Raw genomic sequence first — 26274 nt, forward strand, 5'->3', positions numbered from 1 at the left:
ATCGCGACGCGTGCTCACACCACCATCATCACCGGGTTCTCGATGAAGCGCTTGATCGCCCCGATCAGCTCGGCCCCGAGCGCGCCGTCGACGGCGCGGTGGTCGGTGGAGAGCGTGATCTTCATCTGGGTGGCGATCGCGATCGCGCCGTCCTTCACCACGGGCACCTGCGCGCCGGCGCCGACCGCCAGGATCGTCGCATGCGGCGGGTTGATCACGGCGGCGAAGTCCTCGATGCCGTACATGCCGAGATTGGACACCGCCGTCGCGCCGCCCTGATACTCCTCCGGCTTCAGCCGGCGCGCCCGGGCCCGAGTCGCAAAATCCTTCATCTCGGCCGAGATCACCGAGAGCGACTTCGTGTCGGCGTTGCGCACCACCGGCGTGATCAGGCCGCCCGGGATCGCGACCGCCACGGCGACGTCGGCGGACTTGTGCTTGAGCAGCCCCGCCTCCGTCCAGGTGACGTTGGCGTCCGGCACCGTCTTCAGGCCCATCGCCAGCGCCTTGATGACGAAGTCGTTGACCGAGAGCTTCCAGGCCGGCTTGCCGTCCTTGTCCTTCGGCGCGGAGGCGTTGACGGCCTCGCGGGCCGCCAGCAGGCCGTCGATCGTGCAGGTGACGGTGAGATAGAAATGCGGGATCGTCTGCTTCGCGACCTGCAGGCGCTGCGCGATGATGCGGCGCATCTGGTCGTGCGGAACGAAGTCGTAGGAGCCCTCGGGATAGAGCGCCTTGATCGCCTCGTCGGAGGGCGCGAGCGCCGGCATCGGGGCGGCCGCCGGCGCGCCGGGCGCCGCCGCAGCCGCGGGCTTCAGGCCCTTGCCGCCACGCGCCGCCTCGATGTCGCGGGCGACGACGCGGCCGTGCGGGCCCGAGCCCTCGACGCGGCCGAGATCGATGCCGGCCTCCTTGGCGAGCCGGCGGGCGAGCGGCGAGGCGAACTGGCGGGTGCCGCCGTTCGCCTGATGCGCGGCCGGTCCGGACGCCGTGTCGTGCAGGCCGGCGCGCGGCACCGTGCCGGCCGCCCCGGCGGAGGCCTGCGCGGAGGCGGGCGGCGGAGCCCCCTGCCCCTGCGCGGCGCTCGCGGTCGGCTTGGCTTCGGCCTTCGGCGCTTCTGGCTTCGCACCGCCGGCCGACGCCCCGGCCGCAGCGACCTGGGTGACCACCTCGCCTTCGACCGCCAGCACGGCGATCGGCGCATTGACGGCGACGTCGGCGGTGCCGGCCGGCACCAGGATCTTGGCGATGGTGCCCTCGTCGACCGCCTCGTACTCCATCGTCGCCTTGTCGGTCTCGATCTCGGCGATCACGTCGCCGGACCGCACCTTGTCGCCCTCCTTCTTGAGCCACTTGGCGAGGTTGCCCTTCTCCATCGTGGGCGAGAGCGCGGGCATCAGGATGTTGATGGGCATCGGGAGTGTCTTCCAGTTGGGCGCGACGGTCGGCGCCGGTCACGGGGGCGCCGTCTCGGAACGGAGGCGGCCGGTCGTGCCGGCCGCGGAACGCGGCGCGCGTCAGCGCGGCCGGGTGCGCGGCGCCGGCTTTTTGGCGACGGGCTTGGTCTTAGCCGTCGTCCTGGTCGCCTTGGCGGCGGCCGGCTTCTTCGCCGGGGTCTTCTTGGCGGTCGCGGCCTTGGCCGGAGCCCGCGTTCCGGCCGGCGCGGCCGCGGCCTTGCGGGCCGGCGATTTTCGCGAGGTCGCCGGACGGGGCGGCGGCGTGTCGTCCACCTCCCTGGCGCCGAGGTCGGCCGCGTAGGCCTCCTCGATCTCGGCCAGCGCCTCGGCCTCGGTGAGGTCGGTTTCCAGCGAGTAGATCTGCGCGAGCTTGCGCGTGATCTCGGCCAGGACCTCGCCCCAGGTGGCGGGGTCGTTGAACGCATGACGCGCCGTGACGAACAGCTCGTCGTCGATCAGCCCGGCCCGGAGGATTTCCACGCCGCCGTTGGCGAGCGCGTCCTCGGCGATCGGCAGCGCGTGATAGAGGTCGTCGTCCTTGGAGCGCGCCATGGCGTCACCGATACGTGACGGCACGGGCCGCTTCGACGACCTCGTCGACCGACGGCAGCGCCAGCTTCTCGAGATTGGCGGCGTAGGGCATCGGCACGTCCTTGCCGGACACGCGGGCCACCGGCGCGTCGAGCCAGTCGAAGGCGTGCTCCATGATGCGGGTGGCGATCTCGGAGGCGACGCCGGACTGCGGCCAGCACTCCTCGACGACGACGCAGCGGCCGGTCTTCTTCACCGACGCGACGATCGTCTCGGTGTCCATCGGGCGGATGGTGCGCAGGTCGATCACCTCGGCGTCGATCCCCTGCTCGGCGAGCTTCTCGGCGGCCTTCAGCGCGTAGGTCATGCCGATCGACCAGGCGACCAGCGTGACGTCCTTGCCGGACCGCGCGACCCGGGCCTTGCCGATCGGCACCAGCCAGTCGTCGACCTTCGGCACCTGGAACGACTGGCCGTAGAGGATCTCGTTCTCCAGGAAGATCACCGGGTTCGGATCGCGGATCGCGGCCTTCAAGAGGCCCTTGGCGTCGGCCGCCGTGTAGGGCGCCACCACCTTGAGGCCGGGGATGTGCGAGTACCAGGACGAATAGTCCTGGCTGTGCTGGGCACCGACGCGCGCGGCGGGCCCATTGGGCCCGCGAAAGACGATCGAGCAGCCCATCTGACCGCCCGACATGTAGAGCGTCTTGGCGGCCGAGTTGATGATCTGGTCGATCGCCTGCATGGCGAAGTTGAAGGTCATGAACTCGACGATCGGCTTCAGGCCGGCCAGCGCCGCGCCGACGCCGAGGCCGGCGAAGCCGTGCTCGGTGATCGGCGTGTCGACGACGCGCTGCGCGCCGAACTCCTGAAGGAGGCCCTGGGTGACCTTGTAGGCGCCCTGATACTCGGCGACCTCCTCGCCCATGACGAAGATGTCGCCGTCGCGCCGCATCTCCTCGGCCATGGCGTCGCGCAGCGCCTCGCGCACCGTCATGGTGACGAGCTCGGCGCCCTCGTGGGTCTCCTCGGCGAGTTCCGGTACGGCCGGCGCGGCCGGTACCGAGGCGGCGGCGGGAGCCGGCGCCGAAGCCGGAGCGGCGGCCGGCGGAGCCGACTGCGAGGCCTTGTTCTGGGCGGCCGGCGTCGCGGCGGCGCTCGCGTCCTCGCCGTCGGCGACGATCACGGCGATCGGCGTGTTGACGGCGACATCGGCGGTGCCGGCCGGCACCAGAATCTTGCCGAGCGTGCCCTCGTCGATCGCCTCGACCTCCATGGTCGCCTTGTCGGTCTCGATCTCGGCGATGACGTCGCCGGCCTTCACCTTGTCGCCCTCCTGCTTGACCCATTTGGAGAGGTTGCCCTTCTCCATCGTGGGCGAGAGAGCCGGCATCAGGATCTGGGTTGGCATGGGGGTTCGACCCTCGTTGTCCGGATGGCGCTGCGATCAGCGCAGAATATCGGTGTAGAGCTCGGAGACGTCCGGCTCCGGATCGTAGGTCGCGAACTCGGCGGCCTCGTTGACGATCTTGCGGACGTCGGCGTCCATCGCCTTGAGCGCGTCCTCGTCGGCCCAGCCGTGGGCGAGGATGCGGGCGCGCGACTGCTCGATCGGATCGCTCTCGACCCGGACCTTCTCGACCTCCTCCCGGGTGCGGTACTTGGCCGGATCCGACATCGAGTGGCCTCGATACCGGTAGGTCTTCATCTCGAGGATGTACGGCCCCTGCCCGCTGCGGCAGTACTCCAGCACGCGATCGCCGGCGGCCTTCACGGCGCGCACGTCCATGCCGTCGACCAGCTCGCCCGGGATGTTGAACGAGGCGCCGCGCTTGGAGAGATCGACCTGGGCCGAGGCGCGCTGCACCGAGGTGCCCATGGCGTAGCGGTTGTTCTCGATGATGTAGACGACGGGCAGCTTCCACAGCGCCGCCATGTTGAAGCTCTCGTAGACCTGGCCCTGATTGGCGGCGCCGTCGCCGAAATAGGTCAGGCAGACATTGCCGTTGTCACGGTACTTGTTGGCGAAGGCGAGCCCGGTGCCGAGCGACACCTGGGCGCCGACGATGCCGTGGCCGCCGTAGAAATGCTTCTCGCGGCTGAACATGTGCATCGAGCCGCCCTTGCCCTTGGAGTAGCCGCCGCGCCGGCCGGTCAGCTCCGCCATCACGCCGCGCGGATCCATGCCGCAGGCGAGCATGTGACCGTGGTCGCGATAGCCGGTGATGACCTGGTCGCCCTCCGTCATGGCGAGCTGCATGCCCACCACCACGGCCTCCTGGCCGATGTAGAGATGGCAGAAGCCGCCGATCAACCCCATCCCGTAGAGCTGACCCGACTTCTCCTCGAAGCGGCGGATCAGCAGCATGTCGCGATACGCTTTCAGATCCGCGTCGCGGCCGAGCTCCTGCACGGGAGAAGCGTCTATGGGCAGGATCGACGGCCGGCTGGTCGGCGCAGGCGTGTCGGCGACTTTCTTTTGGGAAGCCATCGTGACCTCGGGGTGTGGCGACGAACGATCAACCCCATAGCCGAATTCGAGACGCTACGAAAGGATGGTCCGGACGTCGAAACCTGTGCGGATTTTTCATATGTGGCTTGGGCTTGCAGGGAGCAAGCCATGCCACCGCCGGCCGCCGTGGCGGATCAGCGCGGCTTGACGATCATCACGATGTCGCGCCGATCGACATAGTTGAGCAGCGAGCGCGCCCGCTCGTCCAGCAGGTCGGGATCCAGACTTTCGGATTTCAGCAGCGCGACGCGCCGCTGCCAGACCTCGCGCTCCGCCTTCGCAACTGCGAGATCGGCGGTCAGCTCGGCGATCTGGGCATCGAGATCCTTGCGCGCGTTGATGCCGCGGCTGCCCGTGTAGGCGTTGATTCCGAAATAGCCGATCATCAGCGACGCCAGCACATAGAGGCAGAGCGCCGTGACGATCGATCTTATACGGGGACGCGACACCATGATGAGCCCATAGGGCGCCGCGTCCGTTAAAATGCGGTTTAATCCGTACTCTCACAGCAGAAAGCCGGCGCAAGGCGCCGGCTTCCGTGTCTTTTCGGTCTCAGATCGGGCGGTGGATCAGGCCAGCGCCTTCAGCGCGCCGCGGCCGGCATAGATCGCCTGGCTGCCGAGCTCCTCCTCGATGCGCAGGAGCTGGTTGTACTTGGCGATCCGGTCCGAGCGGGCGAGCGAGCCGGTCTTGATCTGCCCGCAGTTCGTCGCGACCGCCAGATCCGCGATGGTCGAATCCTCGGTCTCTCCGGAGCGGTGCGACATCACCGCCGTGTAGCCGGCCTTGTGGGCCATCTCGACGGCAGCGAGCGTCTCGGTGAGCGAGCCGATCTGGTTGACCTTCACCAGGATCGAGTTGCCGATGCCCTTCTTGATGCCCTGCGAGAGGCGGGCGACGTTGGTGACGAACAGGTCGTCGCCGACCAGCTGGCACTTCGCCCCGATCGCGTCGGTGAGCGCCTTCCACCCCTCCCAGTCGTCCTCGGCCATGCCGTCCTCGATGGTGACGATCGGGTAGCGGGCCACGAGGTCGGCGAGGTACTTCACCTGCTCGTCGCGGGAGCGCTTCTTGCCTTCGCCCTCATAGTGATAGGCGCCGTCCTTGAAGAACTCGGTGGAGGCGCAATCGAGGCCGATATAGACGTCCTGCCCCGCCTTGTAGCCGGCCTTCTCGATCGCCTTGACGACGAAGTCGAGCGCCGCGTCGGCCGACGGCAGGTTCGGCGCGAAGCCGCCCTCGTCGCCCACATTGGTGTTGTGGCCGGCCGCCTTGAGGCCCGCCTTGAGGACGTGGAAGATCTCGGCGCCGGTGCGCAACGCCTCGGCGAAGCTCGCCGCGCCGACCGGCATGATCATGAATTCCTGAAAGTCGATCGGGTTGTCGGCGTGGGCGCCGCCGTTGACGATGTTCATCATCGGTACCGGCAGGACGCGGGCCGAGGTGCCGCCGACATAGCGATAGAGCGGCAGGCCCTTGGCGGTCGCCGCCGCCTTCGCAACTGCGAGAGAAACGCCCAGGATCGCGTTGGCGCCAAGGCGCGCCTTGTTAGGCGTGCCGTCGAGCTTGATCATCGTGTCGTCGATGAGCACCTGCTCCTCGGCGTCGAAGCCCGAGATGGCGTCGTAGATCTCGCCGTTGACGGCCTCGACCGCCTTGGTGACGCCCTTGCCGGCATAGCGCGACTTGTCGCCGTCGCGCAGCTCGACGGCCTCGTGTGCGCCCGTCGAGGCGCCGGACGGAACCGCGGCGCGGCCCTTGGAGCCGTCGTCGAGCACCACGTCGACCTCGACGGTCGGATTGCCGCGACTATCGAGAATCTCGCGGCCGATTATGTCCACGATGGCGGTCATCAAAGGCTCCCGCATGGCTTGTCTGGGGGGTGCAGGTGTCTTAACAGGCCGAACCGTACCGGCCAAGCGTCCTCGGCGCATGCCGCGGCATCATACCCGGCGAAGACCGAGCACTCGGCGGAGACCGACCGCTCGGCGAAGCCGAGCCATCATGGTCGCCTCGCGCGACCGGAGAACGACATGCCTCGCTCCACCCGCCCCCGCCCGCCGTCCGGCCGCCGCGCCGCCGCCGCCCCGCTGCAGCTCGGCACCCCGACCCCGATCCCCGATTCGCCCGAGACGGCGACGCTCGACCGGGTGCCGAACCCGCATGCCGACACGCCCTATGTGGCGCGCTTCACGTTCCCCGAGTTCACCTCGCTGTGCCCGGTGACGGGCCAGCCGGACTTCGCGACCCTGGTGATCGACTACGTGCCGGCCGCCTGGCTGGTCGAATCGAAATCCTTGAAGCTGTATCTCAACAGCTTCCGCAACCACGGCAGTTTCCATGAGGATTGCACCGTGGCGATCGGCAAGCGGCTGGTCGGCGCCCTGAAGCCGCGCTGGCTGCGCATCGGCGGCTACTTCTATCCGCGCGGCGGCATGCCGATCGACGTGTTCTTCCAGGCCGGCAAGCTGCCGGCCGGCGTCTGGGTGCCGGACCAGGGCGTGCCGACCTATCGGGGCCGCGGCTGAGCAGGCGCCGCCGCGGCCAGCGCCGCGAGCAGCGATTCGATCTCGGCGCCCGGATCGGCGGCCCGCATCACGGCGCCCATCACGGCGACGCCGGCCGCCCCGGCGGCGAGCAGATCCGGGATGGTTTCGGCCGTGACGCCGCCGATCGCCAGCACCGGCACCGACGAGGCGCCCGCGATGGCGCCGACGCAGGCCGGTCCGAGCGCCGGCCCGTAGCCCGGCTTGCTGGCGGTCGCGAAGGCCGGGCCGGCCACCGCCCAGGCGACGAGGTCGGGATCGAGCCGCCCCGCCTCGGCCGGCGCGTGCACCGAGACGCCGATCAGCCCCGTCGGACCGAACAGGTCGCGCGCCGGCCGCGGGTCGGACCCGCCGCGCAGATGCACACCGGCGAGGCCGGCGGCGCGCGCGACCTCCGGCCGCCCGTGCAGCACCAGGGTCGCGCCGTATCGTTCGGCAATGGGCGATAGCTCTTTCGCCAAGGCAACTTGCGCGGGTTCGCTCAGATCCTTCTCGCGGATGCTGGCGAACCGGCACCCGGCCGCGAAGGCAGAGTCGAGGATCTCCGCCAGCGGCCGCACCGCCTGCCGCCGGTCGGTGACCAGCAGCAGCGGAGCCGGCAGGCGGTCGGGGGACTTCAGCGCCGTCATGGCCGGGCTCGTCCCGGCCATCCACGTCTTTGCCACGACCGGCGGGCGAGAGACGTAGATGCCCGGCACAAGGCCGGGCATGACGGCTCGGAGGGTGCGGCAGCAATCACGTCCCGACCAGGCCGAGCTGCGGGCTCGACGGCTCGGCGTAGCGTTTTCGCGGGATGCGGCCGGCCCGGGATGCCAGCCGGCCGGCTTCCACGCCGGCCCGCATGGCGGCGGCCATCCGGACCGGGTCGTTGGCCTTCGAGACCGCGGTGTTGAGCAGCACGGCCGAGCAGCCGAGCTCCATGGCGAGCGCCGCCTCGGACGCCGTGCCGATTCCGGCGTCGAGCACCACCGGCACGGGCGAGCGGGCGCAGATCGTCTCGATCATCACCGGATTGCAGATGCCGAGCCCGGACCCGATCGGCGCGCCGAGCGGCATCACGGCCGCCGCCCCGGCATCGGCGAGCTTCCGGCACGTGATCGGGTCGTCGTTGCAGTAGGGCAGCACCGTGAAGCCGGCCGCGACCAGGGTCTCGGTCGCCCTCAGAAGCTCTTCCACGTCGGGATAGAGGAGCTCGCGGTCGCCGATCACCTCGAGCTTGATCCAGTCGGTGCCGAGCGCCTCGCGGGCGAGCTCGGCGGTCAGCACGGCGTCGCGCGCGGTCTGGCAGCCGGCCGTGTTGGGCAGGAAGTGCGCCTTGTCGCCGATCAGGTCGACCAGGCTCTCGTCCTCGCCGGCGAGGCTGATCCGGCGGATCGCCGCCGTCACCATCTGGGTGCCGCTCACAGTGATCGCGTCGAGCATGACCTTCCGATTGGGATAGCCGGCCGTGCCGAGGAAAAGGCGCGACGAGAACGTGCGCCCGGCGATCACCAGCGGGTCGGCAGCCTTGGCCTCTTGGGTCTTCGTCTCGATGCTCATGTCAGCCTCCGGGCCTCGCCCGCACGATCTCCACAGCGTCGCCGGAGGCGAGCGCCGTGGTGGCCCAGGCGGTGCGCGGCACCACCCGTCCGTTGACGGCGATCGCGATGCCGCGGGCGCCGGGGTCGATGTCCTTCTCGGCCAGCAGCTCCGACACCGTTGCCGCGGCGCGCGGCTCGGCGGTGCCGTTCACCGTGATGGTGTCGCTCGAACTGGTCTCTTCGGCGCCCTTGGACGCCGTTGCCGTATCGGCCATGTCTCTGATCCTCGTTGCCCTGGTCAGGCCGCGGCTTTCGCCGCAAACCGCTCCATGCCGAACGCGGCGATGGCCGGATCGGTCCCCTCGCCGGCCACCAGCCGGGCGACGGCGTCGGCCGTCACGGGCGCCAGCAGGATGCCGTTGCGGTGGTGGCCGGTGGCATAGACGAGCCCCGGCACCTCGGAGGCTCCGAGGATCGGCGCGTCGTCGCGGCTGCCCGGCCGGTGGCCGACGACCGTGTCGACGATCGGCAGCTCCTCGATCGCCGGCAGCACGCGCCACGCGGCTTCCAGCAGAGCGAAGATGCCGCCGGCCGTGATCGCGGTGTCGAAGCCCTTCTCCTCGACCGTGGCGCCGAGGATCAGATGGCCGTCGCGGCGCGGCACCAGATAGCAGCCCGGTGCCCACAGGACGTGAGTCAGCAACGGCGCGGCCGCGTCCATCGTCAGGACGATCACCTGCCCCTTGATCGGCCGCACCGGCGGGCGGGCGGCGGGGGGCACGCCCTCGATGCCGCGCGACCAGGCGCCGGCGGCCAGCACCACGGTGCCGGCGGCGACGCGGCTGCCGTCGGAAAGCTCAACGCCGGTGGCGCGGCCGCTCTCGACGACGATGCGGGAGACCGCCGTGTGCGGGCGCAACGTCACGCCGGCGTGCTCGGCGGCGCGGATCAGCGCCGTGGTGAGCGACCGGGTCGCGACCTGATGGTCCTCCGGGCTGAACACGGCGCCCGTGATCCCCGCCGCGAGATGCGGCTCGCGCCGGCGAACCTCCGCCGGCGTCAGCCAGTCGAGCGTCAGGCCGAGGCCTGTCTGGAACGCGTGATGATGGAGGAGACGCGCGCGCTCGTCGGCGGTCGGCGCCACCACCAGGGTGCCTTCGGTGCGCAGCTCGACGTCGATGCCGGTCGCCTCCAGAAGCTCGGTCGCGAAGCCGGGCCACAGGCGTTGTGCGTGGCGACCGAGCCGGACCAGCTCCTCCTCGCCGGGCTCCGCCTCGGCGCAGGCGGCCAGCATGCCGCCGGCGACCCAGCTCGCCGCGGCGCCGAGGGCGCCCTTGTCGAGCACCGTGACGGCGAGCCCGCGCTGCGCCAGTCGCCACGCGATGCCCAGGCCGCAGACGCCGGCCCCGATGATCACGACATCGGGGGCGCGCGTCGGCGCAGTCGTTGATTCAAAATACGGACGTGATTGCGCTACCATCGGCGGCTCCCTTCGCTGGCATGACCCAGACAGGTTCGTTGGGTGTGATCTCAGCCGCGCACCGGCGCGGCACCCCAGGCCGTGAGGGAATGATGGACGATCCGGGCCGCTGCCGCAAGAGCGGAGCGGCGATGCGCGATCGCGATGGGTCGCGACGCGACGTGAGGACGTGTCGCGGTCAGCTGTCGCGTGTGCCGGCCGGCACCGGCTTCGTCGGTCGTCGCAGGAATGCGGAACACATCAGTCCGGTGCCGAGCAGCACCAGGCCGGCGAGCGTGCTGGTGGCGGACACGCCGAGATGGTCGAAGCCGGTGCGGTAGACGACCGGTCCGAGTGCCTGGCCGAGGAAGAACGAACAGCCGTGCATCGCGACCGCGGTGCCGCGCGCCGACGGCGCGAGCTCGGTCACGTAGATCTGGATGACGCCGTGCAGCGAGTAGAAGCCGAGCCCGATCACCATGAAGATCACGAACTCGACCGGCCAGACGAAGCCGAGCGTCACCACGGCGAGGCCGATCGCCATCAACGCACCGCCGCCGCGCATCAGGCCGCGCTCGCCGAGCCGGCGCAGCAGCACCGAGATCAGCCCGGAATACAGGAACCCGCCCACCGCGAAGCCGGCGATCACCACGCCGGCGATCGCGGCGCGCCCTTCGCCGCGCTCGGCGAGCAGGGCCGCGACGAACGGAAACAGCCCGTGCAGGAACGTGCCTTCCAGGAACACGGCGAAGAAGCAGATCTTCGCCAGCGGGTTCCTGAACACGGCGCGATAGCCGCGCACGATGGTGCTCATCTGGAAGCGGGTGCGGACATCGATCGCCATCCCGCGAAAGCCGACCTGCACGGCGACGAGAGCGACGACCGCGATCGCAGCGACGAGCGCGAAGACGCCGCGCCAGCCGACCGTGTCGGCGATCAGCCCGGCGAGTGGCGAGCCGAGCACGTTGCCGGCCATCGCGGCGGCGAGCAGCCGGCTGAACGCGACCTGACGCTTGGCGACCGGCACCAGATCGCCCCCGATCGCCAGCGCGATCGGGAAGATGCCGCCCGACACCATGCCGACCAGCACGCGCGAGCCGAACAGCGTCGAGAAATCGGGCGCGAAGGCGCCGAGAAAACCCGCGAAGATGCTGAGCACCAGACAGAGCTTCAGCACCAGGACCTTGCCGACCGTGTCGCCGAGGCTGCCGAGCACCGGCTGGGCGAGCGCGTAGGGCAGCGCATAGGCGGTGGAGAGCAGCGCGACGGTGCGCACGTCCATCTGCAGGCCGGTGGCGATCTGCGGGATCACCGGGTCGATGGCGCGCATGAACAGGCTGGTCGAGAACAGCGCCAGCGCGACCACCGCCAGCACCCGTCCGGTCCCCGGCGGGTCGGCGCTGTCGTCGCTGGCGGGAGAGCTCATGCGCGGTGTTGTACAGCACCCCGACGCCGCGACAAGATCGCGGCGCGCCGGCATGCCCGCACCGCCGTCAGGGCAGGATCGCGTGCGGCAGGAAGCGCGACGTGTTCTTGGTGATCGGCGAGGCGTCCTCGCGGATCGACAGGCCGCAGGCCTCGCCGTTCACGATCCACGAGCCGAGCACCGGATAGCCGCCCGCGGTGCGCGGCAGCGTGGCGACGGCCTGGCGCACGAAGCCCTCCGCGCCGTAGGGCCCGCTGTCGGAGTCGAGCACCTCGCCGCCCACCACCATGGCGACATTGGCCCCCTCGCGCGAGTAGAGCGGCTTTCTCACGTAGGACTCGCCGAGACGGCCCGCCTCCGGGTCGTCCTCGAAATAGGCCGGCAGCAGGTTCGGATGGTTCGGCGCCATCGACCACAGGAGCGGCAGGATGCCCTTCGACGACAGGATCGCCTTCCAGGGCGGCTCGATCCAGCGCGTCGACGCGCCCGGCATGGAGCGTCCGAACGGCTCGCGGAACATCCACTCCCAGGGATACAGCTTGAAGGCGAGCGCGATCGGCCGGTCCTGCTCGTCGACGAAGTCGCCGTTGCGCTTGTGCCCGATGCGGTCCATCGCGATCGTCACGGTGTCGAGGCCGGCCTGCCGGGCCGTGTCCTCCAGATAGGCGAGCGTGCCGAGATCCTCGGCGCTCTCCAGCGCGCCGGCGAGATGAACGAGGCCGACCGGCTCGCCGAGGCCGCGCCCCACCTGCTCCGCCACGACGCGCCAGCCGGCGATCAGCGTCTCGTGGACCGAATTGAACTGGTCGCTGCCGGCCGGCACGATCTGGCGCGCGATCGCCTCCTCCAGCCACAGCCATTGGAACACGCCGGTCTCGTACAGCGCGGTCGGCGTGTCGGCGTTGTATTCGAGCAGCTTCGCCGGGCCGGTGCCGTCGTAGCAGAGGTCGAAGCGGCCATAGAGCGAGGGGTCGCCGCGCTTGAAGCTCGCCGCGATGTAGGTCCAATAGGCCTCGGGAATCTTCAGGAGCTTCAGGATGCGCTCGTCGCCGACCGCGCGGGCGACCAGCTCGCGGCACATCGCGTCGAGCTCGGCGGTCGGCGCCTCGATGTCGCGCTCGATCTGCTCGAGCGTGAAGCCGTAATAGGCGGTCTCGTCCCAGTAGGGCGCGCCGTCGATGGTGTGGAACGCGAAGCCGTGCGTGTCGGCGGTCTCGCGCCAGTCGTCGCGCTCCGGGCAGGCGATGCGCTGCACGCTCAGCCTCCCGACGACATGGCACGACCGAACGAGCCGAACCCGCTGCGCAGCGTCGCGCCAATGCCCGACGACGAGGAGCCGGCCGAGGACGCCGTGCCGCTCGCCGCCTTGGCGACCACCGGCCCGGTGGTGCTCGACGACGACGATGACGAGCCGTGCCACCAGGACGAGCCGCTGCTGCTCCAGCGTCCGGAGCCCGACGAGCCGGAGGAGCCGCGCGGGGCGCAGTTTTGCTGTTGGGCCGGGACCGCGGCGGCGCCGCCGGGCGTCAGTGGTGCGTGCAGGGCCGCCTGCTCCGGCGTGTCCGGCGGCCGGCAGTCGCGGCCCGGCATCAGCATGTAGGCGGTGCCGCCGACGCCGAGCGCCGACATCAGCACCAGCCCGACCTGGGTGGAGCGTTTCATGGCCTCGGCCCTTTCGGCCCGCGCTCAGTAGGACATCGAGGCGGCGTTGAGCGCGCCGGCGGAGAGCGAGGCGAGGCCGAGCCAGATCGCCGGCGCGAGCTCGCCCGCGGCGATGCGGTTCGACAAATCCGGCACCGGGATGCGCACCAGGAAGTACACGCCGATCTGGACGGCGAGCGCGATCAGGCTCCACACGGCACAGTCGAGGATCGAGGCGGCGTGCGCGATGGCGCTCGCCACCGGCAGGGCGAAGCCGAGCAGCGCCAGCCCGAGCGACACGGCGGCACCCGGCACGTTCTTGGCGATCAGCACGAACTCGTCGTGATGCGTCACCCGCGTGTAGATCAGCAGGTAGAGGACCGAGGCGACCAGCGCCGTGCACAGATAGGCCAGAAAGGCCGGCAGCCCGGCGAGCGATTGCAGCAGCATGGCGTCTCCCCCGTGTCCCCACTAGGTTGCGACGCCGCGCCCGCGGGTTCAATCACCCGGTTCGGCGAGGGGCTCTTTGGTGAGCCGGTCGAAGGCCACGAGGCGGCGCAGCAGCGCCTCGAGGTCGGCGAGCGGCACCATATTGGGGCCGTCGGAGGGCGCCCGGTCCGGGTCCGGATGCGTCTCGATGAACACGCCGGCGACCCCGACCGCCACGGCGGCGCGCGCCAGCACCGGCACGAAGGCGCGATCTCCCCCCGACGACGTCCCCTGCCCGCCCGGCTGCTGCACCGAATGGGTGGCGTCGAAGATCACGGGCGCCCCGGTGCGGGCCAGGATCGGCAGCGCCCGCATGTCGGAGACCAGCGTGTTGTAGCCGAACGAGGCGCCGCGCTCGGTCACCAGCACGTTCGCATTGCCGGCCCCCGTCACCTTGGCGACGACGTTCGCCATGTCCCATGGGGCGAGGAACTGGCCCTTCTTGACGTTGACGATGCGGCCGGTCCGCGCGGCGGCGACCAGCAGGTCGGTCTGCCGGCACAGGAACGCCGGGATCTGCAGGATGTCGACCACCTCGGCGACCGGCGCGCACTGGCCGGCGTCGTGCACGTCGGTGAGGACGGGCATCCCCAGCGTCTCGCGGATCTCGGCGAACACGGGCAGCGCCGCGTCGAGCCCGACCCCGCGGGCGCCGCTCAGGCTGGTGCGGTTCGCCTTGTCGAACGAGGCCTTGAACACCACGGCGATCCCGGCTTTTGCGGCGATCTCCTTCACGGCCGCCGCGGTCTCCAGCGCGTGGGCGCGGCTCTCCATCTGGCAGGGGCCGGCGATCAGCGCCAGCGGCAGCGCGTTGCCGAATCGGACAGGGTTTTGGGACGGGCCGACGGCGACGACGGGCGAGGGAGCGAATGTGACGGGCATGGTCATGGCGCGCGGACCATGGCGCCCCGCGTCCGGGCGGTCAACGCCGCAGGCCCGTAGCCCGCATGGAGCGCAGCGGAATGCGGGGGATGGATTGCAAGATCGGATTGCAGGGATGAACCGCGATGTGGCCCGCGCCGGCGGTCCCGCATTCCGCTGCGCTCCATGCGGGCTACGAGGCTCCCTCACGGCACGGCTTCTCCGTCCCGCGACGCGCGTGGCGCCCGGGGCGTGCCCATGACCTGTGCCCGGCCTCCTCCGAGAAAAGCGAGCGCCGCCCGAATCCTATCCTCGTAGGGCGGAATAGCGGAGCGTATTCCGCCGCCGTGCGGCGTTCCACGGCGAGGCTGTTTCGGCGCAATACGCTGCGCTATTGCGCCCTACGGCCACGGCGGCGCGGCCCGTTCCGGCCGTCGCTGCGCTCCGCCCGGGCTACGAACTGCGGCGTCGGCGGCTGGCCCCCGGCCCTCTCCGCTCAGAACGCCGTGCCGAACCATTTGGTCGCGAGCGACCCGTCGTTGTCGACCCACGGAATCGGCGGCAGGGTCGGCAGGTGCGAGGCGTAGGGCATCACCTTGGCGAGCGGGATCACCACGCGGAAGAAGCGGGCGCGGAAGCTGTCGTGCATGCCGCCGTCGAGGCCCGTGTAGATCGGCGCGGCCGGCACGCCCTCAGCGACGAGCTGGGCGACGAGGCGCGCCGTCTCGGCCGCGTCGGCGCGCTGCTTCTCCTGCGCCGGGCCGGCGATCTTCGGGTCGACCCCGTACGGCGGGCATTTCCCCACCGGATCGAACACGAAAGGGGTCGAGGCGTTCGGCAGCGGTTTCGCGTCGAACACGTAGCGGCGCTCGCAGACGTCGACCTTCGGCTCTCGCCGCGACGTCTCGAAGTGATCATGTCCGATCTTCAGCATCGTCCAGAACGGCAGGTTCGGGCTGTCGCGATGGCGTGCCAGGTTCGCGGGCGACAGGCGGAATGGATAGGCCTGGACCTGGAACCACGGCCGGCCGGCGAGCGCGTCGCGGGCGAGCCCCCAGATCTCCTCGATCTGACCGTCGGTCATGGCGTAGCAGCCGGCCGAGGCGCAGTCGCCGTGGATCATCAGGAGGCTGCCGGTGCGCCCGTTGGCGCGGTCGAACGCGTTCGGGTAGCCGGTGTTGATCGAGAGATGGAAGGCCGAGTGCGGGTTCATCAGCGCCGGCGTGACGGTGTAGAATCCCTCCGGCGACTGGCGGTCGCCCTCGACATGCTTCGGCCCGAGATCGCCCGACCACCGGCAGATCGGATAGGTCTTCAGGTGCTGGAAGCGGCCGCTCGCGTCCTGCTTCCACACCTCGAGCTCGGCCTCCTCCTTGAAGACGCGCAGCACGATCGGGGACTGCTTCGGCATCCGCTTTTCCCGAAGCAGCGCGAGGAGCGCCGGCGGCAGCTCCTTGGTGGCCTTGGCGGGCAGCGGCTTCTTGTCGGTCTCCGGCGGCCGCTGTTGGTCGGGGCGACGCGCGTCGTCGGCCGCCCTGGACGGCCGGCCGTCCTGGGCGAGCGCGTGCACCGGCGCGGTACCGGCGGCGCACGCGGCGGCGATCGCCACGGCCAGCACGCGCGCGCGAACACCCGTGACGCGGATCATCGCCATCCCCTCCCCGATCGCCCGGATCTGCGACGCGCTCGCGGCATTCCTATGGCGCGCCGCCGCCTCAGGGGCCGGCGGCGCGCGACAGAATCGTCGCCATGAAGGCTGCGGGCGGCTGGCCGGCCGTCTCGGCCTGGCGGCGCAGCCGGTCGTAGACGGCGGGCGGGAGTGGCACGTCGGCGAGGATCTCGGCCCCCTGCGGCAAGGCGGCAGCGCCGAGCGCCCGGTAGACGGCGCGGTCGAACTGCCGCATCAGCCGCCACCGCTGCGCCGGCGTCGCGCTCGTGCGGGCGACGATCGGGCAATAGGCGCCGATCAGCATGTCGCCGATCAGGTCGTCGGAGGCCGACGGGGTCGCCGCCTTGGCCCGCGCGACGAGCCCGCCCACCTCGGCGGCGAGATCGGCGGCGTTGCCGCTGGTGAGGCGGCCGATCTGGGTGTCCTCGATGGCGAGCGGCGGCACACCGCCGGGGCCGACCGCGGGGCAGTCGAGCCCCGCCCCCCGGGCGGAACCCGGGGCCCACCACAGCCCGATCAGAACGGCGGCGACGAGGGCCGCACCCGGCGTTCCGGCACGCATGCTCACCTCCCAGCGGTTGCTCGGTGCGATGGTGACACGGACCGGGATGCCGGCCAAGAGCGCGAACCGCCACGACCCGCGCGAACCGCCACGACCCGCGCGAAACGCCACGACGGGCCGGGAGCGACGAGGACCCGCCCGTCGTGATCGTGCCCGGTAGTCGAGGGCGACGACGGCGCCGCGGCGATCTCGGCGCGGCGTGCCGAGTCTGTCCTCGAGAACGCGGCGAACGCGATCAGCATGCTGATCGTCGGGACGGTCGCCCCGCGTCTTCGGCGTGCTGTTCGGGGTCCCGCTGCCGCGCGGCGTGGGCGAGCTGCGCGAGCTGAGCGATCTGATCTACTGATCCGGGGAGCCGACCAGGGACGTCTTCATTCAGGCGCTCGGCGAGGTGTTCAACCCGCTGCCGGTGGCGCACCTCCAACAACGCCGGCGTCGGCGGCGCGCTGGTGCCCACCATGGTGCTCGGCATCCCGGGCAGCCCGGTCACCGCCGTCATCATGGCGGCCTTCATCATCATCGGGCTGCGGCCGGGACCGCTTCTGCTGCGCGACCAGCCGGTGCTGCTCAACACCGTGTTCCTGGCGCTGGTGTTCTCGGCGCTGCTGCTGTTCGTCGGCGGCCGCTTCGTCACCCGCCAGTTCGGGCACATCCTCAAGCTGCCCTAACCGCTGCTCGGCCCGCTGATCATGGCGCTCGGCCTGGTCGGCACCTACTCGCTGCAGAACAGCTTCTACGACGTGATCGTGATGTTCGTGTTCGGCGTGCTCGGCTACCTGTTCGACAAGTTCAAGTCGGCGGGCTCCTCAAGAAGAAGCCGGCGACCTGACGCCGCCGGCCGGCCGGCTCGCAGCGCGAGAACGAACGACGGGCGGACCGGTGGGTCCGCCCGTCGTCGTTCGCGCCGGCACGGGGGTGAGGCGGCGCGCGCGTCCCGTGGGCCGGTCTCAGTTGTTCAGGGTGATGACGCCGGTCTTGGCGATCTCGGCCCAGCGCGCCGAGTCCTTCTTCATGAATTCGGCGAACTCGGCCGGGGTGTTGCCGACCGGGCGGGCGCCCTCGCCTTCCAGGCGTTGCTTGACGAGCGGCGTGTTGATCGCCTCGACGGTCGTCTTGCGCAGCGTCTCGATCACGTCCTTGGGCGTGCCGGCGGGCACCACGAAGCCGTACCAGGCGGTCGACTCGTAGTCGGGCCAGCCGCTCTCGGCGACGGTCGGCACGCCGGGCAGCACCGTGACGGGATCCTTCGAGGTGACGGCGAGCGGGCGCAGGAGCTTGCCCTCGATCATGCCGAGCACCGAGGGAATCGTCGTCACCATGAACTGGGTCTGCATGCCGAGCAGATCGTTCAGCGCCGGACCGGCCCCCTTGTAGGGCACGTGGATGGTCTCGATCTTGGCGACCACGTTGAGCAGCACGGTGGCGAGATGGCTCGCCGAGCCGTTGCCGGCCGAGCCGTAGGTGAGCTTGCCCGGATTGGCCTTCGCGTAGGCGATGAGCTGCTTGATGTCTGTGAACTCCGACTTCGGCGGCACCACGACGACCAGCGGCGCCGCGGCGATCAGCGTGATCGGATCGAAGGCGGTCAGGGGGTTCACCTTCAGGTTCTTGAAGATGTGCGGGTTGACGGCCATCGGCCCCTGGTTGGCCTGCAGCAACGTGTAGCCGTCGGGCGGCGCCGAGGCGACGTTCTGGGTCGCGAGATTGCCGCCGGCGCCCGTGATGTTCTCCACCACCACGGACCAGCCGGCCTTCTCGGCCATCGCCTGCGCCACCACGCGGGCGAGCGCGTCGGTGCCGCCGCCGGCCGCGTAGGGCACGACGAGGCGGATCGGCCGCGCCGGAAAATTCTGCGCGCGCAGGATCGAAGGCGCGGCGGCGGCGAAGGGGGCGGCGAGCAGGCCGGCACAGAGCTGGCGGCGGTCCATCATGGTCTCTCTCCCGGATATCGTGCGTCTGTTCGACGGACTGATCGTATTTTCGGTCTTCACGGTCTGGCTCGTCTCGAGACGACCAGGCATGCCTCGTGTGGAAAGCTGGATCAGGCGGCGAGCGTCGCCGCCGGCACCAGCAGATTGCCCTCGAAGATGCGGCGCGCCGTGCGGATCACCCCGGCACGGGCGACGCGGCCGTCGGCCGCGAAGCGGAGGTCGATGTCGATGCGCCCGCTCGGATGCTCGATCGCGACGGCGCCGCGGGTCGCCTCCGACGCCGGCGGCGCGGCGAGATCGAACGCCACCGTGCCGGGCGAGCGCGACGCGACGGCGACGCACAGCGCGCCGGTGACGGCATGGCTCTTGTGGCAGCGGTCCGGCACGAAGTAGCGCGACGTGATGGTGCCGCCGCGGCGCGGCGCCGACAGGAGCCCGACCTTCGGGATGACGAGCTTCGAGACGTCGCCGAGCCCCATGCGCCGGCCCGCCTCGAGCCGCAGCGCCTGGATGCGGGCGAGCAGCGCCGCGTCGGCGTCCAGCGCCTCGGCCGTCTCGTCGCCGGCGATGCCGAGATCGGCGGCCGCCGCCAGCATCATCGGCATCGCGTAGTCGGCGAGCGTGACGCGCACGCCGTCGATCATCTCGCTGGTCTGCCCAGTCGGGAACAGGCCGGACGTCTTCGAGCCGACCGCGTCGAGGAAGACGAGCCGGATCGGCGCCGCCGTGCCGGGTACGCCGTCGATCGCCGCCTCGCCGTCGTACTGCACGACGCCGCCCGGCGTGCGGATCGTCGCCTCGACCAGCGCCTTGGTGTTGCGGTTGAAGATGCGCACCGTCGTCTCGCCGTCCTGCGCCGCGACGAGCCCGCTCTCGATCGCGAACGGCCCGACGCCGGACAGCATGTTGCCGCAGTTCGGGCTGGTGTCGACGAAGGCGCGGTCGATCGCGACCTGCGCGAACAGATAGTCGACGTCGGCGTCGGCGCGCGCCGAGCGCGACACGATGGCCACCTTGCTGGTCAGCGCGTGGCCGCCGCCGATGCCGTCGACCTGGAGCGCGTGCGGCGAGCCCATGGCGGCGATCAGCACGCGGTCGCGCGCCGCAGGATCGGCCGGCAGATCGGAGGCGAGGAAGTAAGGCCCGCGCGACGTGCCGCCGCGCATCAGCACACAGGGAATTTTCAACGAGCCGGCGGGAGTCGACATGGCGTGCGAGGTCCGTATGGCAGGTGGCGCTTGTCATGCCAAGTTGCCCAAAGTTTGTAAAATGCAAAGGTCGGCGCTATTGATGCGTCATGAACAAGAATTTCGAAGCCATGGATCTCAGGGCTTTCCTGGCGGTGGCGGAGCACGGCAGCTTCCATGCGGCGGCCGATGCGCTCCATGTCTCGCAGCCGGCGCTGAGCCGGCGCATCCAGCGCCTGGAGGCGATGGTCGGGGCGGCGCTGCTCGAGCGCACGACCCGCCGGGTCGCTCTCACCGCCTTCGGGCGCGAGCTGGTGCCGCGGCTGCAGCGGCTGCTGGAGGAGCTCGACGCCTCGCTGTTCGGCCTGCGGGACGCCGGCGGCCGCGACACCCCCGTCACGCTCGCCTGCGTGCCGACGGCGGCCTTCTACTTTCTGCCCGCCGTCATCGCCCGCTTCGCCGAGCTGTATCCCGAGGTGCGCTTCCGCATCCTCGACCTCTCGGCGACGGCCGGGCTCGAGGCGGTGTCGCGCGGCGAGGCGGATTTCGGCGTCAACTTTCTCGGCGCCTCCGATGCGGCGCTGTCCTTCGCGCCGCTGCTGGAGGACCCGTTCGTGCTCGCCTGCCGGCGGGATCACCCGCTCGCTTCGCGTGAAAACGTCGACTGGGCCGATCTCGAGCCGTACCGCCTCGTCACGGTCGGACGCGAGAGCGGCAACCGCGTGCTGCTCGAGACCGCGCTCGGCCGTGCCGAGGTGCGCATGCGCTGCTTCTACGAGGTGACGCATCTCTCCACCTCGCTCGGCCTGGTCGAGGCGGGACTCGGCGTCTCGGTGCTGCCGCGCCTCGCCACCCCGCAGGGCGACCACCCGATCATCGTGACGCGGCCGATCACGCCGCGCGTCACCCGGACCATCGGTCTCGTGGCGCGCCGCGGCAGCCCGCTGGCGCCGGCCGCGGCGCGATTTCGCGATCTCCTCACCGAGACGTGGGCGGACAGGAGCGGGGCCGACAGGGGCTGAACGGACACGGGATCGGCCGGCAGGAGCAGCGACGCGGTGCATGGATCGGTGTGAACCCGGTGCCGCCGCACCGCGACCACTCGGCGGACCGGCGCATGTCGCAGCCGGCCGAACCGACACCGACCCGCGATGCGCGCCGCCCTCGTCCTGCTCACCGTCACGGCCACGCTCGGCCTCGTCGCCAGCGCCGTGCTGGCCGGGATGGCGCTCGCCGGCACGCCGCTCCCGTCCAACGGAGCGTTGACGCTCGTGGTGCGCCTCGCGCTGTTTCCGGCCATGCTGGCCGCGATCGCGGTCCACTGGCCGGCCGTGCAGCGGCGGACCGGCGTGCGCGGCGGACAAGACGACGACGATACCTGGTCGCGGCTGCTGGCGTCGGCGCCCGCCCCGCTGGTGCTGCTGCAGCGGGGTCTCCTCGCCTGGGTGATCGTCGACGCCGTGCGCACCGCGGTCGCGTCCGTGACGGGCTGGGCGATCGCCCCGCTCGACGCGCGCGGCGAGGTCGACCCGTCGAGCATCTGGGTTTTTCTGTGGGCCGTCACCCTGTCGCTGGCCGTGGTGGCGCTGCGACGCAGTCGCCCGGGACGAAGTCACCCGGGATGACGCCGCGCGGCCGCCGCGCTAGGCTCCGCCGATGCGGCGATCACGACTCGGCCGAGTCGCGACCGGTCCCCTTTCGACCGGCAAGCTCATGACCGGAATGCTCACGACCGGGAAGCTCATGACCGGCTAGGTCACGACGAGCCGGCGAGCCGGCCGAACGGACGCGCGATCGGATAGACTCGAAGACACGAGCCAACGGAGGGACGCCATGCGGATGCGCAAGCGCAACACGCTCCTGGTCCTGGCCCTCCTCTGGGCCGTCCTGGCATGGGCCGTCGTCGACAGCGCCCGGCGCGGCGATCTCTCGGCCGGCACCACGGCCGCCCTCCTCCTGCTCCTCGCCGCCCTGGCGCCGCTGTTCTGGCGCCTGTTCGCGAAGGCGCGGATCCAGGGGCCGTAGGCGCAGTGCCGTAGCCCCGGTTGAACGAAGCGAAACCGGGGAGCGGCGTCGCGGCTGAAGTCCGTCGGAACCGCCCGTCCCTTGACCTCGCTGCGCTCCGTCCGGGCTACGCTCGTTTCGATCGCAGCCGGGCTACGCCGGCGCGTCGCGGCCGGCTTTGTGCCGCGGGCGGCGCGAGTCTGATCCGGAACGGCGGCGTCCTCGACATCTCGATGCCGAACGGCGCCGTCGCGCGGACCAACGCGCTCAGCTTTGCGAACCCGAAACGGCCTGGAATTAAGCCAGGCGACGTCTTGGAGAGCCGGTGTCCGAGCTCGCTCAGATAGACCCAGCCGTCCCGGGTCTGCATCCCTTCGACCACGCTCTTGATGATCGCGGCGGCCCGGCTCGGCGGCTGCAGGTCCGGCGGCCGCGCCGCGGCGGGCTGCGGGTCCGGCGGCGCGGCGGACGGCGCGACCGGGACGAGATCGTCCACGCAGACGAACCGGCAGCAGGCCCGGCGGTAGCTGTCCGGCGTCTTCTGCTCGCCGAAGCCGAAGACGTCGATGCCCTGCTCGCGAATGCGCGAGACCAGCCGGGTGAAGTCGCTGTCCGAGGACACCAGGCAGAAGCCATCGAACGTGCCGGTGTGCAGCAGATCCATCGCGTCGACCACCAGGCCGATGTCCGAGCCGTTCTTGCCGCCCGCGCTGGCGAACTGATGATGCGGCACGATGGCGTGCTTCGCGGCCATCTCGGCCCAGGCTTTGGCGCAGCCGTTCGAAAAGTCGCCGTAGACGCGTCGCACGCGGGTGTCGCCGATCTCGGCGATCGCCGCGAACACGCCGTCGGCGAGCCGGGCCGAGATGTTGTCGGCATCGATCAGAACGGCGAGATGGGACGCGCGCTTTTGCACGTTCATGGTCGACACCGAAGGTTCGCCGGGCCGGCCGCCACAAGGGCACGCCGATCGAGATCGCCGCTCCACCCTCGAACCGGCCAGCAAGGCGGGTGTGAACGCCGTCGGTACTGACGGGAAACCGTACAGCAATCCAAGCGTGAGCGCAGACACTTCTTCGCGGTAACGTTTAGGGCTGCTTAGCGGGCGACCCTCGCCCCGGCGTCTCGCCCGCCTTGAACCGCAGCCAGTCGGCCCGCAGGCAGATCGCGCAGGGCCGATAGCCGGCCGCGACCGCGGTCGCGGCGTCGGCGAAGAACACGCGGTTCTTCACGTAGAAGCCGTTGGCGATCCAGCGCAGCGCGTTCGGACAGTCTAGCCGTCCATAAATCCGCAGCCGACGATTGCCGCCGAGCGTCCCCTTGCTGGCGCTGTCGTAGAGCTTTCGGTCGGCGCCGAGCAGACGATAGGTGCGGGTCAAGCCGGGCTCCGGTCGAGGCCGGGCCGTAGAGGCCGTAGCCCGGGTCGAGCGAAACGAGCCCCGAGAGCGAGGGCGCGGCCGTGCGCGGCGGCCGGGGATTGGCCTCAGGCACCGCCTGCCGCGGACGTTGCAGCGCTCCGCCCGGGCAACGCGCAAATCCCGTGCGAGCGTGCTACTTCACCGCCTCGACGTAGAGCGACATCTTCGGATCCTGCTTGTCGAACAGGACGATGTCGCGCATGGCGGCGCAATGGCTCTGACCAAATCCGCTTTGGTAGATCGTCTTGAATCCCGCCGCGCGCAGCATCCGCTCCGCCTTTTTGAAGGTCCACCAGTTCATGTGGTGACCCGGCGTAGCCCGCTGATCGTCGATGGTGCAGAGCTTCGAAAAGTGGTCTAGCGCGGCTTCGTCGCCCATCGTCGCGAAGGCGTTGCGAAACTCCTCGTCGGTCACCTTGGTCTTCCCATTGTCGGGCGAGATCTGTGACACGTGGCTCGCGAACACAAACAACGTGATTTGTTCCAACGACGCCTTGTCGAAAGGCATCGCAGGATTGAGGCGGTTTCCCTTGATGATGTCCGGATGGCTGTAGAGGTCGATGTGATAGAAGTAGTCTCGGTCGCCACGCCGCCACGCCGCCAGGTCCAACTCGATGTTCGGGGTGGTCATCCGGAAATACCCCCCCGGCTTCAGCATGCGGTACGCTTCCTTGAACATGTTGGCGCAGGCCCTGTCGTCGACATGCTCGACCGTGTGGCTCGTGTAGACGGCTTCGGCCTTGCCGTCCTCCACGGGGATCGGACCGTAGCTGAACAGGTCGTAATTGATGAACGTGGTGCCCTGCTGCTGGCCGGCGTACCAGTCCGACGCCAAGTCTATATTGGTCCAGTATTTGTGGGAGAAGGTGCCGGACCCGATGTTATAGAATCGTCGGTTCTCGATGGCGTCTACAGAGTATTGGCGGTGATAGACCTCGTCGGCCACCGTATCCGGCTCGTACTTGATGTGCGCCCAAGGGTACGGGGCCGGTTCCGGTGCGGCCACCGGCGCGGGCCCCGCATAGCCGAGACTCTTTCGCGCGGCAATGTAGGCGGGTCGCAGTAGGACCTTGACCGGCTCCGGGACCGATTTCTTGGCGGTGGCAAGAGCAGACATTGCGATCTCCTGGACAACACTCCTGAATGGCGCGCGAGGAGACCGGCGCGGCGATGACCTCGGCCGCGGCCGCAACTACCGGTCGCCCTACCGGCGACACTACCACGAAGATTTGTGAATTGAAGTGAGCCCAGGTGGCGCACCGGCGCTCGGTCCGCGTGGACCAAATCCGCGGTCGGGGGCTGTCGTCCGCGCCGGCGAGGACACACTTCGGGCGGGGAACGCCCCCTGGTCGCAATGCTTCGTCGGCTCTGAAAAACGAGCAGCGTGTGCTCGCCGCGCCCTGCCGTGGCGCTTGCCCCCCCCCCCCCCCCCCCCGACCCTCCCCCGCACGCGGGGGAGGGGGAAGAGGCGGGCCGGCTCGGCTGGGAGCTCCGGCTCGGCAGGCGCCGGGCCGCGGCTCGGCGGGCGCCGCGGCCCTGCCCGGCTCGGCCGGCTCTGCGAACCGGCTCCGCCGAACGACGGAACGAGTGCGGCGCCCCGCCCTACTTCACGTCCAAGAGCTCGACGTCGAAGATCAGGGTGGCGTTGGGCGGGATGACGCCGCCGGCGCCGCGGGCGCCGTAGCCGAGCTCGGGCGGGATCACCAGGGTGCGCTTGCCGCCGACCTTCATGGTGGCGACGCCCTCGTCCCAGCCCTTGATCACCCGGCCCATGCCGAGCGGGAACGAGAAGGGCTGGCCGCGGTCGACCGAGGAGTCGAATTTCTTGCCCTTGCCGCCGTTCTCGAACAGCCAGCCGGTGTAGTGCATGACGCAGGTCTGGCCGCGTTCCGGCGTGGCGCCGGTGCCGACCGTGGTGTCCGTGATGGTGAGGCCCGAGGCGGTGGTCATGGGTTTTCCGGTCTGAGCGGTGGCGGGGCGGACGAAGCCGATGAAGGCCGCGGATGCGGCGAGGCCGGTGACGGCCGACAGGATGGTTCGGCGGGTCGAGGCGTGCATGCCGTCTCCTTGCAGGACGGCCGACCCGACGGCCGGCCGCGGGCGCGGAACGTCCCGGCGCGCCGGCGCCGGGAGCCGCAGGGGGCGCGACCCTAGCCCGAAGCGGACCGGCTCGCATCCCGGATTTTTCCGGCGAAACCCGGCCCCGGCCCGCGCGTTGATCCGACAGCACGCGCCGGATGACAACCGGCCGCAACAGGGACGGTGGACGCAGCCATTTTGCCGGTTTCTCGCTGCGACATCAGCGCATTGGTACGCGCCGACATCTGACCTGTTTCCGGCGCGTGCGACTTTCGCCCGGGACTTTGCGCCCGCTGTCGTCCGGCCACGTCGGCGCGTGTCCCGCCGTCCTATCCGGCCAGCAGGCGCTCGATGCGCGCCCGGCAGGCGTCGCAGACGCCGTAGCCGACCAGGATCGGCGCGTCCGGGCCCGGCGGAGTGCCGGTCTCCGCGCTGCCGGTTGGCGTGCCGGCCGCCTCGGCCGAGAACCGGACGGCATCGGGCTCGTGCCAGCCGGAGGCGTCGCGCACGCGATTGCACGAGCTGCAGCGGATGATCGCCGGACCGCGCGCCGTCCCCGGCCGGGCCAGCGCGAAGCGCACCGGCCGCTGCATCGGCTCGCTGCGCAGGAGCCGGTGCTCGAACGTGACGGTTCCGTCGGGAGCCGGCGTCAGCGTCATCTCCATCCACCGCTTGAGGCCCGGCGTGTCGCAGCGATACGGCACGCTGCGCGGCGCGCCGAAGCGGCGCACCCGATCGAGCACGGTCAGGACCAGCATGCGGGCCGGATCGCCATGGACGTGATCGAGAAGCCCGGTGCCGAGCACCCGTTCGACGATCGCGGCGTCGCCGCCGTTGACGAGGGCGATCTCGTCCCATGGCCCGCCCACCGCGACGATGCGGTTGGTGCGATCGACGCGGATGCTGAGTGGATCCACCGGCGTTTGTCCCTGCGCCGCATGCGGGTTGACATGACGGCATCGGCCGAATGCTAGGGCGACGC

The 26274-nt window shown here is 70.5% G+C and carries 27 protein-coding genes, 2 pseudogenes and 1 riboswitch; of the genes and pseudogenes, 5 read left to right on the forward strand and 24 right to left on the reverse strand.

The genetic code is table 11. The features are described from left to right. Positions 1–14: 14 nt before the first annotated feature. The 6 genes and pseudogenes from ABTU92_RS14685 to eno form a co-directional block, all read right to left on the reverse strand. Positions 15–1415 carry a pyruvate dehydrogenase complex dihydrolipoamide acetyltransferase gene (locus tag ABTU92_RS14685; RefSeq protein ID WP_408091845.1) on the reverse strand — a complete coding sequence of 467 codons (1401 nt, stop codon included), beginning with the start codon at positions 1413–1415 and terminating at the stop codon, positions 15–17. Positions 1416–1517: 102 nt separating this feature from the next. Next, positions 1518–2033, reverse strand: a complete 516-nt coding sequence (locus ABTU92_RS14690) for a DUF5076 domain-containing protein (protein WP_408091847.1) — start codon at positions 2031–2033, stop codon at positions 1518–1520. Beyond that, positions 2014–3399, reverse strand: coding sequence for a pyruvate dehydrogenase complex E1 component subunit beta (locus tag ABTU92_RS14695; protein ID WP_408091849.1), 1386 nt, complete (start codon positions 3397–3399; stop codon positions 2014–2016). The genes ABTU92_RS14690 and ABTU92_RS14695 overlap by 20 nt, the downstream gene beginning before the upstream one ends. Before the next feature lie 36 nt (positions 3400–3435). Further along, a pseudogene (gene pdhA, locus ABTU92_RS14700) lies at positions 3436–4386 on the reverse strand (pyruvate dehydrogenase (acetyl-transferring) E1 component subunit alpha); the annotation flags it as partial. A 248-nt stretch (positions 4387–4634) separates the two neighbouring features. Further along, positions 4635–4952 carry an FtsB family cell division protein gene (locus ABTU92_RS14705; protein ID WP_408091851.1) on the reverse strand — a complete coding sequence of 106 codons (318 nt, stop codon included), beginning with the start codon at positions 4950–4952 and terminating at the stop codon, positions 4635–4637. A 117-nt stretch (positions 4953–5069) separates the two neighbouring features. Next, a complete protein-coding gene (eno, locus tag ABTU92_RS14710; RefSeq protein WP_408091853.1) occupies positions 5070–6353 on the reverse strand; it encodes a phosphopyruvate hydratase in 1284 nt (427 codons plus the stop codon). Between the two features lie 180 nt (positions 6354–6533). Between eno and queF the strand changes: the two genes are divergently transcribed. Further along, a complete protein-coding gene (gene queF, locus ABTU92_RS14715) occupies positions 6534–7028 on the forward strand; it encodes a preQ(1) synthase (protein WP_408091855.1) in 495 nt (164 codons plus the stop codon). On the opposite strand, the gene ABTU92_RS14720 is transcribed toward queF, so the two are convergent. The 11 genes from ABTU92_RS14720 to ABTU92_RS14770 all read right to left on the reverse strand — a co-directional run bounded on the left by ABTU92_RS14720 (position 7010) and on the right by ABTU92_RS14770 (position 16673). Continuing rightward, complete coding sequence (locus tag ABTU92_RS14720; protein WP_408091857.1) at positions 7010–7675, reverse strand: thiamine phosphate synthase; 666 nt, start codon at positions 7673–7675, stop codon at positions 7010–7012. The two genes, queF and ABTU92_RS14720, sit on opposite strands and share 19 nt — an antisense overlap. A gap of 106 nt (positions 7676–7781) precedes the next feature. Continuing rightward, complete coding sequence (locus ABTU92_RS14725; protein ID WP_408091859.1) at positions 7782–8585, reverse strand: thiazole synthase; 804 nt, start codon at positions 8583–8585, stop codon at positions 7782–7784. A 1-nt stretch (position 8586) separates the two neighbouring features. Further along, complete coding sequence (gene thiS, locus ABTU92_RS14730; RefSeq protein ID WP_408091861.1) at positions 8587–8841, reverse strand: sulfur carrier protein ThiS; 255 nt, start codon at positions 8839–8841, stop codon at positions 8587–8589. 23 nt (positions 8842–8864) lie between these two features. Then, a complete protein-coding gene (gene thiO, locus ABTU92_RS14735; RefSeq protein ID WP_408091863.1) occupies positions 8865–9983 on the reverse strand; it encodes a glycine oxidase ThiO in 1119 nt (372 codons plus the stop codon). 51 nt (positions 9984–10034) lie between these two features. Continuing rightward, a riboswitch (TPP riboswitch) is annotated at positions 10035–10133 on the reverse strand. 91 nt (positions 10134–10224) lie between these two features. Continuing rightward, entirely contained in the window at positions 10225–11451 is a 1227-nt protein-coding gene (locus ABTU92_RS14740; protein ID WP_408091865.1) for an MFS transporter, read from the reverse strand. Between the two features lie 67 nt (positions 11452–11518). Further along, positions 11519–12706, reverse strand: coding sequence for a glutathionylspermidine synthase family protein (locus ABTU92_RS14745; protein ID WP_408091867.1), 1188 nt, complete (start codon positions 12704–12706; stop codon positions 11519–11521). 2 nt (positions 12707–12708) lie between these two features. After that, a complete protein-coding gene (locus tag ABTU92_RS14750) occupies positions 12709–13113 on the reverse strand; it encodes a hypothetical protein (RefSeq protein ID WP_408091869.1) in 405 nt (134 codons plus the stop codon). Positions 13114–13137: 24 nt separating this feature from the next. After that, positions 13138–13542 (reverse strand): DUF350 domain-containing protein, encoded by a 405-nt coding sequence (locus tag ABTU92_RS14755; protein ID WP_408091871.1) that lies wholly within the window; start codon positions 13540–13542, stop codon positions 13138–13140. 48 nt (positions 13543–13590) lie between these two features. After that, the gene (gene kdsA / locus ABTU92_RS14760; protein WP_408091914.1) at positions 13591–14463 is read right to left on the reverse strand and encodes a 3-deoxy-8-phosphooctulonate synthase; all 873 of its coding nucleotides are present in this window, start codon (positions 14461–14463) and stop codon (positions 13591–13593) included. 475 nt (positions 14464–14938) lie between these two features. Then, positions 14939–16090 carry a L,D-transpeptidase family protein gene (locus ABTU92_RS14765; RefSeq protein ID WP_408091873.1) on the reverse strand — a complete coding sequence of 384 codons (1152 nt, stop codon included), beginning with the start codon at positions 16088–16090 and terminating at the stop codon, positions 14939–14941. 67 nt (positions 16091–16157) lie between these two features. Then, a complete protein-coding gene (locus ABTU92_RS14770) occupies positions 16158–16673 on the reverse strand; it encodes a hypothetical protein (protein WP_408091875.1) in 516 nt (171 codons plus the stop codon). A gap of 428 nt (positions 16674–17101) precedes the next feature. Between ABTU92_RS14770 and ABTU92_RS14775 the strand changes: the two are divergent. Further along, positions 17102–17455 (forward strand): annotated as a pseudogene (locus ABTU92_RS14775) (tripartite tricarboxylate transporter permease); the annotation flags it as partial. Between the two features lie 165 nt (positions 17456–17620). Here ABTU92_RS14775 and ABTU92_RS14780 read toward each other — a convergent pair. Further along, positions 17621–18604, reverse strand: coding sequence for a Bug family tripartite tricarboxylate transporter substrate binding protein (locus ABTU92_RS14780; protein WP_408091877.1), 984 nt, complete (start codon positions 18602–18604; stop codon positions 17621–17623). A gap of 110 nt (positions 18605–18714) precedes the next feature. Continuing rightward, complete coding sequence (locus tag ABTU92_RS14785) at positions 18715–19812, reverse strand: 4-oxalomesaconate tautomerase (RefSeq protein ID WP_408091879.1); 1098 nt, start codon at positions 19810–19812, stop codon at positions 18715–18717. Between the two features lie 89 nt (positions 19813–19901). Here ABTU92_RS14785 and ABTU92_RS14790 point away from each other — a divergent pair, with 89 nt between their 5' ends. From ABTU92_RS14790 to ABTU92_RS14800, 3 genes are all read left to right on the forward strand, one after another. After that, positions 19902–20813, forward strand: coding sequence for a LysR substrate-binding domain-containing protein (locus ABTU92_RS14790; RefSeq protein WP_408091881.1), 912 nt, complete (start codon positions 19902–19904; stop codon positions 20811–20813). A gap of 129 nt (positions 20814–20942) precedes the next feature. After that, complete coding sequence (locus ABTU92_RS14795; RefSeq protein ID WP_408091883.1) at positions 20943–21416, forward strand: hypothetical protein; 474 nt, start codon at positions 20943–20945, stop codon at positions 21414–21416. 208 nt (positions 21417–21624) lie between these two features. After that, positions 21625–21816 (forward strand): hypothetical protein, encoded by a 192-nt coding sequence (locus ABTU92_RS14800; protein ID WP_408091885.1) that lies wholly within the window; start codon positions 21625–21627, stop codon positions 21814–21816. Between the two features lie 106 nt (positions 21817–21922). On the opposite strand, the gene ABTU92_RS14805 is transcribed toward ABTU92_RS14800, so the two are convergent. The 5 genes from ABTU92_RS14805 to ABTU92_RS14825 all read right to left on the reverse strand — a co-directional run bounded on the left by ABTU92_RS14805 (position 21923) and on the right by ABTU92_RS14825 (position 26209). After that, positions 21923–22717 (reverse strand): NYN domain-containing protein, encoded by a 795-nt coding sequence (locus ABTU92_RS14805; protein ID WP_408091916.1) that lies wholly within the window; start codon positions 22715–22717, stop codon positions 21923–21925. A 166-nt stretch (positions 22718–22883) separates the two neighbouring features. Continuing rightward, a complete protein-coding gene (locus ABTU92_RS14810) occupies positions 22884–23174 on the reverse strand; it encodes an Ada metal-binding domain-containing protein (RefSeq protein ID WP_408091887.1) in 291 nt (96 codons plus the stop codon). A 172-nt stretch (positions 23175–23346) separates the two neighbouring features. Beyond that, complete coding sequence (locus ABTU92_RS14815; RefSeq protein WP_408091889.1) at positions 23347–24330, reverse strand: class I SAM-dependent methyltransferase; 984 nt, start codon at positions 24328–24330, stop codon at positions 23347–23349. Between the two features lie 485 nt (positions 24331–24815). Beyond that, positions 24816–25271, reverse strand: a complete 456-nt coding sequence (locus tag ABTU92_RS14820) for an FKBP-type peptidyl-prolyl cis-trans isomerase (protein WP_408091891.1) — start codon at positions 25269–25271, stop codon at positions 24816–24818. Between the two features lie 350 nt (positions 25272–25621). Beyond that, positions 25622–26209 (reverse strand): hypothetical protein, encoded by a 588-nt coding sequence (locus tag ABTU92_RS14825; protein WP_408091893.1) that lies wholly within the window; start codon positions 26207–26209, stop codon positions 25622–25624. Positions 26210–26274 lie beyond the last annotated feature (65 nt).

Source organism: Rhodoplanes sp. SY1 (assembly GCF_046000175.1).
Lineage (GTDB): Bacteria > Pseudomonadota > Alphaproteobacteria > Rhizobiales > Xanthobacteraceae > Rhodoplanes.